This window comes from Roseibium sp. (genome assembly GCF_965216085.1).
In the GTDB taxonomy this organism is placed as follows: Bacteria; Pseudomonadota; Alphaproteobacteria; order Rhizobiales; family Stappiaceae; genus Roseibium.
The window spans coordinates 1,463,775-1,476,008 of the sequence record NZ_OZ244138.1 but is presented as its reverse complement, the minus strand read 5'-3'; the positions used below and the strand labels follow the sequence as shown (position 1 = coordinate 1,476,008).

The 12,234-nt window shown below is 54.0% G+C and carries 11 protein-coding genes and 1 tRNA gene; 3 read left to right on the top strand and 9 right to left on the bottom strand.

Annotation, left to right across the window (positions count from 1 at the left end):
- Nucleotides 1-20 precede the first annotated feature (20 nt).
- The 3 genes from ACOOFE_RS06790 to ACOOFE_RS06780 form a co-directional block, all read right to left on the bottom strand.
- On the bottom strand, nt 21-953 hold the full coding sequence (locus ACOOFE_RS06790) for a GGDEF domain-containing protein (RefSeq protein WP_420414256.1): 933 nt from the start codon (nt 951-953) through the stop codon (nt 21-23).
- A 347-nt stretch (nt 954-1,300) separates the two neighbouring features.
- Nucleotides 1,301-1,377, bottom strand: a tRNA-Ile gene (locus ACOOFE_RS06785).
- A gap of 374 nt (nt 1,378-1,751) precedes the next feature.
- Nucleotides 1,752-2,591 (bottom strand): aspartyl/asparaginyl beta-hydroxylase domain-containing protein, encoded by an 840-nt coding sequence (locus tag ACOOFE_RS06780; protein WP_420414255.1) that lies wholly within the window; start codon nt 2,589-2,591, stop codon nt 1,752-1,754.
- 509 nt (nt 2,592-3,100) lie between these two features.
- Here ACOOFE_RS06780 and ACOOFE_RS06775 point away from each other — a divergent pair.
- Both ACOOFE_RS06775 and ACOOFE_RS06770 read left to right on the top strand, forming a co-directional pair.
- Complete coding sequence (locus tag ACOOFE_RS06775) at nt 3,101-4,177, top strand: AI-2E family transporter (protein ID WP_420414254.1); 1,077 nt, start codon at nt 3,101-3,103, stop codon at nt 4,175-4,177.
- A 117-nt stretch (nt 4,178-4,294) separates the two neighbouring features.
- Nucleotides 4,295-5,065 (top strand): SIMPL domain-containing protein, encoded by a 771-nt coding sequence (locus tag ACOOFE_RS06770; RefSeq protein WP_420414253.1) that lies wholly within the window; start codon nt 4,295-4,297, stop codon nt 5,063-5,065.
- 47 nt (nt 5,066-5,112) lie between these two features.
- On the opposite strand, the gene ACOOFE_RS06765 is transcribed toward ACOOFE_RS06770, so the two are convergent.
- The 5 genes from ACOOFE_RS06765 to ACOOFE_RS06745 form a co-directional block, all read right to left on the bottom strand.
- Nucleotides 5,113-5,853, bottom strand: a complete 741-nt coding sequence (locus ACOOFE_RS06765) for a substrate-binding periplasmic protein (protein WP_420414252.1) — start codon at nt 5,851-5,853, stop codon at nt 5,113-5,115.
- Between the two features lie 284 nt (nt 5,854-6,137).
- Complete coding sequence (locus ACOOFE_RS06760; RefSeq protein WP_420414251.1) at nt 6,138-6,902, bottom strand: substrate-binding periplasmic protein; 765 nt, start codon at nt 6,900-6,902, stop codon at nt 6,138-6,140.
- A gap of 204 nt (nt 6,903-7,106) precedes the next feature.
- Entirely contained in the window at nt 7,107-8,291 is a 1,185-nt protein-coding gene (locus ACOOFE_RS06755) for an adenylate/guanylate cyclase domain-containing protein (RefSeq protein ID WP_420414250.1), read from the bottom strand.
- Nucleotides 8,292-8,678: 387 nt separating this feature from the next.
- Nucleotides 8,679-9,266, bottom strand: a complete 588-nt coding sequence (locus ACOOFE_RS06750; RefSeq protein ID WP_420414249.1) for a GNAT family N-acetyltransferase — start codon at nt 9,264-9,266, stop codon at nt 8,679-8,681.
- Nucleotides 9,267-9,319: 53 nt separating this feature from the next.
- Entirely contained in the window at nt 9,320-10,417 is a 1,098-nt protein-coding gene (locus ACOOFE_RS06745) for an NAD(P)/FAD-dependent oxidoreductase (protein WP_420414248.1), read from the bottom strand.
- A gap of 178 nt (nt 10,418-10,595) precedes the next feature.
- Here ACOOFE_RS06745 and ACOOFE_RS06740 point away from each other — a divergent pair, with 178 nt between their 5' ends.
- Nucleotides 10,596-11,285 (top strand): dimethylsulfonioproprionate lyase family protein, encoded by a 690-nt coding sequence (locus ACOOFE_RS06740; RefSeq protein ID WP_420414247.1) that lies wholly within the window; start codon nt 10,596-10,598, stop codon nt 11,283-11,285.
- A gap of 96 nt (nt 11,286-11,381) precedes the next feature.
- Here ACOOFE_RS06740 and ACOOFE_RS06735 read toward each other — a convergent pair whose 3' ends face one another.
- Nucleotides 11,382-12,230, bottom strand: coding sequence for a transglutaminase-like domain-containing protein (locus ACOOFE_RS06735; protein ID WP_420414246.1), 849 nt, complete (start codon nt 12,228-12,230; stop codon nt 11,382-11,384).
- Nucleotides 12,231-12,234 lie beyond the last annotated feature (4 nt).

Sequence of the window (12,234 nt, the reverse complement as noted above, 5' to 3'; positions counted from 1 at the left end):
CTTGTTCAAAGCATCGAGTTCTAGGAACTGATGCGATTACGGCCAGAGGTTTTGGATTGGTACATCAGTTCATCGGCACGTTGGACGGCTGCTTCGAAGTCGTCACCCGGTTGGGTGCGAGCAAGGCCGGCGGAGACTGTGAGCGGTCCAAAGGATTTGCCGGTTCGGCTATGATAAATGGTGCGGCGGGCGACATCAGTGCGAATGGTCTCCAACATTTCCAGGCAAACGGCCGCGTCTGTATTATAGAACAAGATACAGAATTCCTCGCCACCATACCGGCACAAGACATCTTGAGGGCGCAGGTGATTTTGGATCAAATTGGCAACTATGCGAATCGCGTAATCACCCAGAACATGACCGTGCAGATCGTTTATTTGCTTAAAATGATCGACGTCAATCAGGGCGATATGAAGTGAAAGGTCAGCTACGCTCAACCTGGCAGGCAGCTCAGCTTCCAGAAAACGGCGATTGGGCACCCCCGTCAGGGCGTCGGTGAAGAGTTCGGCCTGGTAGGCCCGCAGCTCAGCCTCGAGGACTTCAGCCTGAGCAGTAATGTTGGTCAGGTTCTCCTGCAATTCAGAGTTTATTCGCAGGACCGTATCGCACAATGGTGTTTTTTCGGATTGGGCTTGTGCGCAAGTAGCCAGGTGTTTGGAAAGGTCCATCGCCGTATTGGCTGACGTTGAAATCGAGCTTGTCCGCGCCTGCGAACTTTGAACCACAGACATATGGTGTCCCGGTTCGATGCCTGAGTTAATATACGCGTCATAGAGAAATTCCAAATCCCTCGATGTCAACGCAGTCCCGTTAGCTTCAAGGCGGCGAACTTCCCGGGCTATATCGGACTCTGGTTCGGTAAGGGCGACAAAGAGCACATGAAAGACCCTTGGGTCGCAGTCCAAGTCATGAAGTTTGATATCCCGGAGAACCTGTTCACATGTCCATGTCACTCTAAACGGTCCTCTAAAACTTTGATGGCACCTGCTAAGAACACCCGCAACCGCAGTGGCTTTGGTTGCGTGAGAGGATGAATCAATTGGTCCATCACCGAGGTATTTTTCTGCAATTTCCGTCAGCTCAGTTTGGGCATGACCGTATTAAGAAAGACTTGCTTTTCGACTATACTCTTGTCCGAGAATTTGTTGAGGAGGCATACACTAGCGTTGGATCCCCTCCCCGATCCGTAGATGTTTTTACGCCCAACTAGAAATATGGTGCTGGCGCGAGCAACCCGCGCGGCTCAATTATGCAACCCAAGATTTTGTTAGGGGTAATGTCATTTATGGAACATTAAAAATGGTGGGCCCGGAGGGACTCGAACCCCCAACCAATCCGTTATGAGCGGACGGCTCTAACCAGTTGAGCTACAGGCCCACGGCGTGGTTCGGAAATGCCAAACACACGCGCTGATTTGCTACCTACACCAAAGCCCCTGCCCTCTCAAGCGGTTTCAATCCTCCTCAACAGGGCAGTTCAAATAAGCCGGAAAGTATTTGAATCACACCGGCACTCTCTGAGACGTCAAAGCTGTCCAACGGCTATTGGCACATGACAGTTAGACGCCTTCATTCGCGATGAATACGCCAAGAGAGACAGACCAGTGCTAAGACTAACGGCTCGCTGCCACCACCCCGAGACGACGCTGTGCACCAAACCAAACGGCCCTCGCTTCGCAAACGAATAGGCCCATCCAATAAGGACAGGCCTACATGCATACGCGGGCCGGGTTTAAAGACGTCGACCTAAACCTATTCGCCCGGGGCTGGTGTCGCCTTATCCGTCTTCTTCAGCATGTCCCAGTTTTTGTAAAAGACCCGGTTGATGCCGGAGAGCAGGATATTGAAGATCTTCACGCAGACATTCTGAAGTCCAGTAAAGGCGCTCGGACGTAAAACGTCGACAAACACACACGCTCTGAGACCTTCTTCGCCGTTGACCGAGCGGTGCTGGATCGTGTCGTCAAATATGAACAGCGGATCGTCGTGCCAGAAGTGTTTGTCGCCATTCACCTCGATAAAAATCTCATCGCTCTGGCGCGCGGTCATGTTGTAGAGCACCCGGATGGTCAGGCGCAGCGGACCAAAATGCAGAGAAGTCTTTTCCTGGCCGTTGAAAATCGAAACGCCGATGGTCTTGATGTATTTGAAATCCCGGTTGAACTCAGGGATCGATTGGTCGCCGCGCTCATCATACCAGCGGTAGAACACCATGCCGCGACGTTTGTCGCCCATCCTCGATTTCAGATCCTCGAGTATCTCCTCCTGGCGGTCCTTAAACACCTGGAGCATGCCCTCGATTTCCTGACGCTCTTCTTCCGGAAATTCATCGAGCTGCATGCGGTAGGCATGGCGCTTGGAGATCAGATCGAAGAACAGATTGACCGGCGACAGCAGCCAGGTCAGCAGGCCGTTTCCGGAAAAATACTTGGCAATCAGCGAACTGTCGAAGCGCTTATGGCGGGCAAAATCAATCAGACCACAAACGGTAAAGATAGCCGCGATCCACGGCGCCAGCCAAAACAGAACGGCAAGCGGAAGAACCACACGCAGCAAGCGGCGAACGGCTTTGAAATTCATCGATGACCCCATGATGTTTGGCCTCCGCTCAGCGGAAGCAAAAAGCGCCGCACAGTGTCATGACTTTGCCGCCGGCGCAAGAACGGGAAATTGCCCAACTCTGCCCCTGCCCCGGAAAGCCAGTAGTCCACTGGGCGGGATCAGCGACTGCAGCACCGCACCGGCAATGAACAGAACCGGGCTTTCAAAACTAAGACCAACAAGTTAGGGTCCAGGGTCAGGACCCATTAATTTGATTGGAATGGCACGGCAAACGGCGATGATCTGCAAGGAAAAACGTGAAAAGCGGGCTTCTGCCCGGTTGAACGGTTAGACGCCGCAGATCGAAGCCGTTTTCGCGTCTTTTCAAGATAGGATGAATTTGCCCGGCAACGTCGTTGCAACCCTTTGGAAACCGGACGGTTTCCTGCAGATTTGCGTCTCGTATCCGAACAAATTCCTTCCTACCATTTCAACCAAATTAAAGGGTCCTGACCCTAGCCATCGCTTTGATTTTGCTCACCTTGCCGTCCGGAGTATTGATGCGCTCTCCGCTGTTGTCCATCACCTTGACCGTATTTCTTGTGTCCATGATCGGATGGCTGCTGGTCGTCGGGCGGTCGCTGCTTTTGCCGTTCATCATTGCGGTGATCGTCTGGTACATGATCAATGCCTTGTCGAATGTTTATAAGCGGGTCGGCTATGGCAAATGGCACGTCCCGGGAGTTGTCGCCTTTCCGCTGGCGCTGCTGACGATTTTTGGTGTCAGCACATTTGTGCTGGACATTGTGACGGTCAACCTCACGCAATTGGCGCAGGATGCCCCAAGCTATCAGGCCCGGTTGGAACAACTCTTCGATCAAGTCACCAAACTGTTCAAGCTGCATGATCCGATAGAGTTGCAGGACCTTCTTCCAGATTCAGTGGTGCCGCGCATGGTGACCGCCGGAGCAAGTGTTGTCACAGCGCTCGCAGGATCAGCCAGCCTGGTGTTTATCTATGTACTCTTCCTAGTGCTGGAGCAGTCGACCTTCGACCGCAAGTTCGAAAAGCTGTTTGCTTCGCCAGAGCGGGCGGCGGCCGCTTTCGCCATTCGTGAAGAGATCAATGCATCGATCATGCATTATTTCACAATCAAGACCGCTGTCTCTGTTGCAACCGGCGCTTTGACAAGTCTGGTGCTGATCCTCATTGGCCTCCCCTATGCGGCCTTGTTCGGCTTTATCGCCTTTGTTCTCAACTACATTCCCACAATTGGATCTCTGATCGGTGTCTTGTTCCCAAGCCTGCTCGCCGTCGTCTACTACGACACACTTGGCCCGTTTGTAGCCATCGCTGCGGGTCTTGGCCTGATTCAGTTTTCCGTTGGCAATCTGATCGAGCCGCGCCTGATGGGGGCCAATTTGAACCTCTCCGGACTGGTCATCATGTTGTCCCTGGCGCTTTGGGGCGCGATCTGGGGCGTGGTCGGCATGGTTTTATGTGTACCGCTCACAGTGATGGTCGTCATCGTCTGCTCCAAGATTGAAGCTGCCCGGCCGGTTGCGGTTCTTCTGTCGGAAAATGGCGAGATAGGTGACTTACCAATCCCGGCGAAGGTTGACACCGCTGCCTCATGACACGGAGTGCCAGGTGCGGCATTTGCATGAATGCAACATGAACCGGCTGGCCATACCCTTGCCCAATTGGGGGATCAAACCTGCTGCGAAATTGAATGGTATTAAAGGATATTTGCCATGCATCGATTGACGGTCCCAGAACTCCGCTATTTGTCAGCGCCTGTACGCAAGTTTGCCCTCGCTGCAACGCTCGCCGCAGTGGCTCTCTCACCCCTGCCCGCACAATCGGAAGAAGCTTCAGCCGGTTTTGGTACGATTACAATGGAGGGGCAAGGCTCCGTCACTGTCGCCCCGGACATGGCCGTCATCACAGCACGTGTTGTCACAGTCGCAAAGACCGCAGCCGAAGCGCTCGCCGGGAACACGGCGGATATCTCCAAGGTTATTGAACAGATCAAAGCCACAGGCGTAAAATCCAAAGACATTCAAACCAGCGGATTTGCGATCTATCCCCGCTATGAGCGGGTGACCGACAATTCCGGCCGCCAACCGGACATTACCGGTTATGAAGTGCGCAATGGTGTTGAGGTGAATGTCAGGGATCTTGTCAAACTCGGCGATCTGCTGAGCAAAGTGGTCGACAGCGGTGCCAATTCAGTCGACGGCATCCGGTTCCAGGTGAGCGACCCGGATGAAAAACTCGACGAAGCGCGGAAAGAGGCCGTCATGGCTGCCCGGCATAAGGCTGAGATCTTTGCGGCGGCAGCTGGTGTCGATCTGGGCAGCATTGTTTCGATATCTGAAACCGGCATCCAAAAGCCGCGCCCAGTGATGATGCGGGCCGAGAGCATGATGATGACGAAAGCTGCTCCCGTCCCTGTTGAAGCTGGTGAAGAAACCATCAGCGCGTCGGTGACTATTCAGTGGCAGCTTACAAGTAACGACTGATTGGGATTCAGTGAGCGGGTCTCCTGCCCGCTCATAGTTTTCCCGAGTTATCCGGTTCCGTCTTCACCGCTTCCCACTGCAGAAAATCCGTCTTCCGGCCGGTAAGTCAGAGGAACGCCCAAACGGTCACTCCAGTTCTTCGCGATACCTTGCAAAGTGTCACTCTGTTTCAGCTCTTCATAAGCCGTCCGCCATTTCTTGAGGAGTTTCGGATCCGTCCCATTCGAAATCATCAGATAAGACGGAGATTTCCGAACGGTAAAAACCGTTTTGGCCTCCGAAGTCGGCACGCCGATTTCTTTCAAAACCGCCGAGGCTTGCAGGCTAGACGTAATCCACACATCCACCCTGTCAGCAAGCAGCATCCGGGCACCAGTGCCCTGGTCGCTCGTTTCAACCGTTTGGATGCCTGCTTTCTTTAAGAGTTTAACCTGCCAAGATCCGCGAACACCGACTGCAGTTATTCCTTGTTGCCGGGCATCCTCCAGGCTCTCGATAGTAAGTTCCGATCCGTTCTTCACCAAAAGACCATGGGTCCACATAATCGCAGGTCCGATAAATTCGAACCCCGCATCAAGCCTCTCTTGCGTGCGGCCCGCAGTGAATAAAAGGATGTTCGGTTTGGCCTCAGCGATTTTATAACCACGGGCCCAGGGAAGGATTTCAATTGGTGTCGACAGACCCATCTGATCCTTCAGCGCGGTTACCATATCCACGGCAATACCTGTCGGATGTCCGTTTGCATCATAGAATGCTGACGGCGGCCAAGGAGATGTGATTAGTCTCATCTCCTGAGCTTTAAGAGGTGAACAAAGCGCGGCAAACACCACCAAGCTTTTCAGAACCGACCTGAAAAGAAAAACAACTGCCGCCCTAACACCTTCATTAGTATCCAACATGTGCCGCCTCGCCCCTCAACTCGCCGCGCAAATTCTTCAACCTATGAAATCATAGACAAATCAATTGTTGCCAAGCTTCGCAATCGCAAACGCCGGCTGTCAAATCACTTTGGCTGGCGCACCTTGGCCGCGCAGACGAGTTGCATCTCCAACTCGCCGACACGGCCTGGCAACTATTTATACTTGGCGGTGATCGCCTCGAATTCTCCAGACGCTTTCATTGCCTGCATTTGCTCACTGAAAGCGGCCACGAACTCTGCAGGCACACTTTTCTTGCTGAACATAATGTAGGACGGGTCGGACGAAATCAGGAAGCTCGCCTTTGTTACCTTATCGGAAAATCCCAAGCGTTTAACGTCTTCGGAAACAACAAACACTTCTCCGAGTGTTGCATCGATCCTGCCGGCCGCAAGTTTTTTGAGATTTGATTCCTGGCTATCGGTTTCTTGAATCTGGCCAGCATATTTGTCTTTCAGTGCCGAAAAATCTCCGCCATAGGCATATTCGCGGATCGTACCAAGTTTCCCGCCCTTCTCGAAAAAGTCGGCGAGAGAACTGTAAGTCCCTTCATTGCCGGCGCGGACAAACAGAACTTCCTGCGCATCCACGTAGGGACTGCTGAAGTTTGCAAACGCTTCCCGTTCCGCTGTCTTGGACACGGGCGACGCGATGTCCACATCGCCGTCCTCGATCCCCTTCAAATGCCGCGCCCAAGGGAGCGCTTTGGCATCAAGACGACAACCAAGCTTCTCCAGAACTGCCCCGATTACCTCGAAGTCCATCCCGCTTATTTCTTTGCCATCGACCTTTTGATAAGGCCGGTAATCACTTGCTCCGGCAATCAATGCCCCATCACGAGGACACTCAACTGCAAAGGCTTGAGTGCTCATACCAAGTGCAACGGCACCTGCTCCTACAAACGTTTTCCAATTGAACAAGGTAACGATCCTCCGCAATTTCCAAGGGATTGTGACTGTACCGAAACAGCTTTCAACCAGAACTACAGGAACGTAAATCCAAATATTGACTATAGTATTAAATAATTAAACATAACATACAGCACAAATTCCACTGCAACTTGTTACAATTGAATTAGAGAAATATAAGTAAAAATATCATAATTTACTATGTTCGAAACATTCTCACAAAAGACTGCAGGCCTGAATAGGTCTTTCGACACCTTTCAAGTCAACAAGCCCCAATGCCTCCACGGAATACGGGAGCCGCTCAGCCACTTCATTCGTAAACAGGACTTGCCGATCTAACTGACGGCACAGTCCCTCCAAACGTGCGGCAATGTTCACCGCCGATCCAAGAACCGTGAAATCGATCCGCGTTGCGGACCCGATGTTGCCATAAAGAACGTCTCCAAAATGAAGGCCAATACCAAACTTCAATTCGAGAGGTGGATCGATCTCGTCCGCCCGCAGCAACGCTGCCTTAGCAGCGGCAAGCGCATTGCTACACACAGCACAGTCGTCGGCGTCACCGCCTTGCGTCGGAAAAACCGCCAATACGCCGTCGCCGAGAAATTTCAAGATTTCCCCGCCGTGAGATTCCACAGCCTCAGCAATCACTTCAAAGTAACGATTGGCACACGCCAGCGCCTCTTCCGCCGGAAGACGCATGTTCATTCCTGTCCAGTCCCGAATGTCGCTTACAAGGATTGCGGCTTGAATATGCTCAATATCGCCACGTGTGATCTGGCCATCCAGAACCCGTTGGCCGGTCCGTTTGCCAAGATAGGCCTCCGCGATAGCAGCTGAGGTGTCACGGTACCGGAAAACTTCTACGATCGGTGTCACCGCGGAGCAGACTCGTTCAAACGCCAAGACATCAGCATCTGCCAATCCACCTTCCGCATCACTCGTGACCACAAAAACTGCACCAGCGCCACCTGCCAGGCGGAGCGGCATCCCAAGATAATCGGTTGCCCCACGAGCTTTCAGCTCATGAAGAATACGATGATCTTCTTCTCCCAAGGTGTCAGTTAACCGTCGGCGGAAGGGTTTTCCCGTTTTGGAGATACTCTCCATTGGACTGCCGATATAGGAGGGGCGGTGCTCAAGCCCATGAGGGGATTGCACCCTTTCGTCGCCCCCCGGTTCTCTTTCCCAGGCCGAGCCGATCGCGGTCATCAATGGATGAAGCGTTCGCATTGCAAGCCGCAACCGCCAAACCGGCGCACCGGCTGCCAGAAGCCGGTCCCCTAATGCCTGTGTAAGCGCATGCAGATCTTCGGAAAACCGGCCCTCTTCCAACAGCCAGTCGCGAACCACTCTTGGATCCCAGGTCAAGGGAACGGGTTGATCCGGTGTTTCGCCCATGAACGGCCTTCCCCAGCTACATCTCTTTCCCTTGGATCGGGATCACCACCAAATACTACTCGCGATCACCACCTTCAGACATATGGGCGAAGCCGCCCACGACAATAGTGGAACGCGCTAAAACTAGGGTTCAGACCCATAAATGAGGCTTGTTTGGCGTTAAAATGACACCAGACAGACAGGAAGAGCATGATGAGCGGGCGTTTGCCCGGCCGAATGCTTTTATGCAGCTGGCTAAAGTCATTTTATCGTCCCATGGATTTGACCGGTTTATCCAAGGCCGACATTGCGAAAGACTTGAAAAGGCTCAGTATTTCCTGCCCCTTCGCGCCTTGGCCTTGGACAAACCGCTTCAAACCAAGTCAATCTCATTTATGGGTCTGAACCCTAGAACCGCCGGTGCCAAACCTGCATCGGTTTTTCGGTTTCTTCGGTTTCACCAACATCCCGCCAGGGGAACGTCACGGTGACCCCTTCCAGCTTGGCATAGCCCCGTTTGACCCAAAACGGATCAAGTGGCTGGTATTCTGCTGGTCTAAGCGGATGGCTCTCCGGACGGATCACAGCACAAAAGACTGCCTCCTCAAATCCAAGGGCCTTCGCATGCGCTTCCCGTTCGTCAAAAAACAGGTGTCCAATCCCCCGTCCGCGATAGGCCGGGTCCAGGACAGATTCGGCCATGTAAAAGATGTTATCCGGGTCGAACCCCTTGGCCTTCAAAGGTGCCTGAAAGGCTTCATATTCACTCCCGAGCGGTTCCCCCGTGGCCGCACCGATCAAACGGTCACCGTCATAAGCGCCGACGATCACCGCGCCTTCAGTCTCCGCATAGCGTTGAAGATACTTCGTTTCGTAGTCTTCAGTCCCCTCATAAAGATAGGGCCAGGCCCGAAAGACCGAAATCCGCAAGTGAGCCAACCCGCCCAACGCCAATTTCAAATCTTCGCCGATCAACCGCCGGATCTGAAGTGTCATTGCTAAACCGCTCTTTTTGTGTCGATATTCTGACAGAACTTCACTGAGTGATGTTAGTCACGCGCTTCCAGCCAAATGCGGGCGGCGTCCATATCCTTGGCTAGAAAACCGTCCGCAAGCTTCTGGCCCACAACGGCGCCGAACTTGTAACCGTGGCCGGAGCAAGCGGAGACAATGGTGGCCTTGGCTTCACTCAAACAGAAGAAGTGTTCATCAGCGGTGAAGGTGTAGGCGCAGGTAACAACATCGTCGACCTTATACTCCTCAATCCGGCCAATGGGCGGTGAAAAGTAGTTGCGCAAAGCCTCGCCTTCGCCAGGTTTCGCGACCCGGTCCTGATCCGGGCTGGCTTTGTGTTTGTGAATCCCTGCACCGAATTTCAAACCTGTTCCAGGGACCGGAGGCAAGACATAACCATCTATGGTTCCGCCCGGATCAAGGATCGCCGGAGCGCTAGCCCAGGACGCTACCAGACCCTCCGGCGGGGTCAGGTAGACAACAGCGGTCCTGTAGGTGGTCAGGCTCGTTTGGAAATTCGGGAAAAGACCTAGCGTCCAGGCCCCAGCCGTGACGATGACATGATCGCCGGCCAAAACAGCCCCATCAGCAAGAGTGACTGAGCCTGCAGCCGTATCAACGGAGGCAACACAGCAGTTTTCGCGCACGGCCCCGCCCTTGGACCGAAGCCAATCACGCAGCCCACTGGCAATTCTCTGGCAAAGCAGCACCCCGCCTTCCTCACTGTAGGCACCCCAGCGAATGGTTTTTGGATCGATAAACGGATAGCGCTCAGCAGTTTCTTGAGCGCTCATGTCATCAACCGGATAGCCGCCTTCAATCAAGCCGCTGCGGTACTCATCACCGCCATCTCCCACTTGCTGGGACAAGAGCAAAAACCCGGTTTCTGCCAAGTGTTTTTCCCCGAGATCAGCCCACATCTCATCCCAGGCCGCGTAGGCATCTCCGATCCGGCGCTGATAGCCGCCCTGCCCGCCATAGGCCCGGCGGATAATGCGGTGCTGATCACCGGAGGCGCTGAGCGGATTGGGAATCGGCCCCTGCTCCAAAAGGGTAACTGGCACGCCCCTTTTGGTGAGTGCCCAGGCGGTGGAAAGGCCCGAAATACCGGCGCCAACAACAATGACTGACATGAGAGATTTCCTAAGATTGCGGCCCGCAGATTAGCGATCACAAGCGCCTGCGCAACATGTGATTTTCCCAAAAGAACACATGCCGGATATGCGATTGCGATTGCCGCAAGGGAAAAACCGTCTACCTTGCGATCCAGAGACACTGGCCAGTCACTTGTGGGCAGGAGGAGCGCTGACCTTGCTGGAATCAGAAAACACCGAACCGGAAACATTGGCCAACCGGCGCCTATCGGATTACCCCGACTGGGGATACCTCTTGCGGGAGTATTATGAAGTCTACCGGTTCCTGTCTTCCGGCGGCAGTGACCGGATCCGCGCGCACCAGCGCGGTGTGCGCGAAGCGATCTCCCGGGTTATCAAATCCAATGCAGAGATCCGCTTCGATGCGCCTGCACAAAAACCGGTGACAGCTCACTTAAAGCGAGCGCTGGACGAAGGCCGGTTGGAACGCACGGCCACCTTGATCCGCGCCATTGAATCCGTTCAGGACCACTTGATCTGGCAATATGGCTACGAGAAGGTGCCGCGCGGGCTCGACAAAAAATATGCTTATGCCGAGATCTGCGGACCGAACGGACCGATCCTGACCACCGAAGTCATTCTGGGGCTGGTGTTGTTTGCACCCAACTGCACCTATCCGGCGCACTCCCACGATGGAATCTCGGAAAGTTACATCTGTCTTTCCGGCGCGGTTTCAGAAAATCACCAGGGCGTATATTCACCTGGCTCAATGATTTTCAACCCACCAGAACACGCCCACCGGATCACAGTGTCGAAGCTGGAACCGGCCCTTCTTGCGTATGCTTGGATAGGGCCTCAGGAGAAACTGGCTGGGCAGAAAATGGTGTTCAGCCGGAAAAGAAGTTGAGGCAAAACCACCGCCACTTCATCTTGCTCGTGCCGTCCCAGAACAGATCCGGGACCAGTTAGGGCCCGGTCCCGGCCCGGAGGCCGGGACAGCTCGTTATGCCGCGGCAGCTTCGCCGTCTTGTTCACAGCGAATACCAAGCTCGGCCTTGCCGAGAATGCCATCCCCCCCGACCCAGGCGGGCTCGCCGAGCAGTTTGGTCTCGACAATACCCTGCGCCGGAAAACTCAGTCCCATGGAGTGAGCAACGGCGATCCTGTGCCCGGGTTTAGGATTGAGACCACAACAAATCTCGCGAGTGCCCAGTTTCAGGTGAAGGGCAATGTCCCATTCCCTCACCTCACCATCGTGACGCGTGACCACCCAGCAATGACCGTCATCGCAGGAACCGTTTTTCTCTTCCGGAAAGAAGTAACCGTAGACGTACCCCGCATCGATACCGGCTGCTCTTAAACATGCGATCAGATAGGTGTTGATGTCGACGCAGGAGCCTTCTGTGAGACCACAGGAGAGATACGGGATTTCCTCGAGGCCATCATTGAAGCGGATTTCTGGGTGGCCGTAAGTGAATTTCTCGGCGACTGCGTTGACGATCTTCTCGATCAATTCGTTGCCATCGGCCGCATTAGCCACCAGATCACGGACATCTTCCACCAAGGCATCTGCCGCCCGTGTGAAGCGGGTCTGCCGTGGTACAAACATGGTTTCCGGATACTGGGCTCCTCCGTTTTGAAACAGGTAGTCCAGGACCACAGGCCCATCTCCGAGCGGTGTTATGACAGCCGCCATCTGGCCGGTTGCACTTTCACCAGCAAGGCGCCACGTCCCGCCTTTGGCGTCAAAGGACACCGGTGTTTGGTGCGGTGTTGATATCCCAACCGGGACCAGCAAGCTGGCCCCGGTGTTCTTGGATGTATCAACACGCACAGTTACCAAAACTGTCATGAGT

Bases quoted from the DNA above. Each gene is read 5' to 3' on its own strand.
- ACOOFE_RS06780 (WP_420414255.1), bottom strand. From the start codon at position 2,591: ATGGGGTCATCGATGAATTTCAAAGCCGTTCGCCGCTTGCTGCGTGTG.
- ACOOFE_RS06775 (WP_420414254.1), top strand. From the start codon at position 3,101: ATGCGCTCTCCGCTGTTGTCCATCACCTTGACCGTATTTCTTGTGTCC.
- ACOOFE_RS06770 (WP_420414253.1), top strand. From the start codon at position 4,295: ATGCATCGATTGACGGTCCCAGAACTCCGCTATTTGTCAGCGCCTGTA.
- ACOOFE_RS06765 (WP_420414252.1), bottom strand. From the start codon at position 5,853: ATGAGACTAATCACATCTCCTTGGCCGCCGTCAGCATTCTATGATGCA.
- ACOOFE_RS06755 (WP_420414250.1), bottom strand. From the start codon at position 8,291: ATGGGCGAAACACCGGATCAACCCGTTCCCTTGACCTGGGATCCAAGA.
- ACOOFE_RS06750 (WP_420414249.1), bottom strand. From the start codon at position 9,266: ATGACACTTCAGATCCGGCGGTTGATCGGCGAAGATTTGAAATTGGCG.
- ACOOFE_RS06745 (WP_420414248.1), bottom strand. From the start codon at position 10,417: ATGTCAGTCATTGTTGTTGGCGCCGGTATTTCGGGCCTTTCCACCGCC.
- ACOOFE_RS06735 (WP_420414246.1), bottom strand. From the start codon at position 12,230: ATGACAGTTTTGGTAACTGTGCGTGTTGATACATCCAAGAACACCGGG.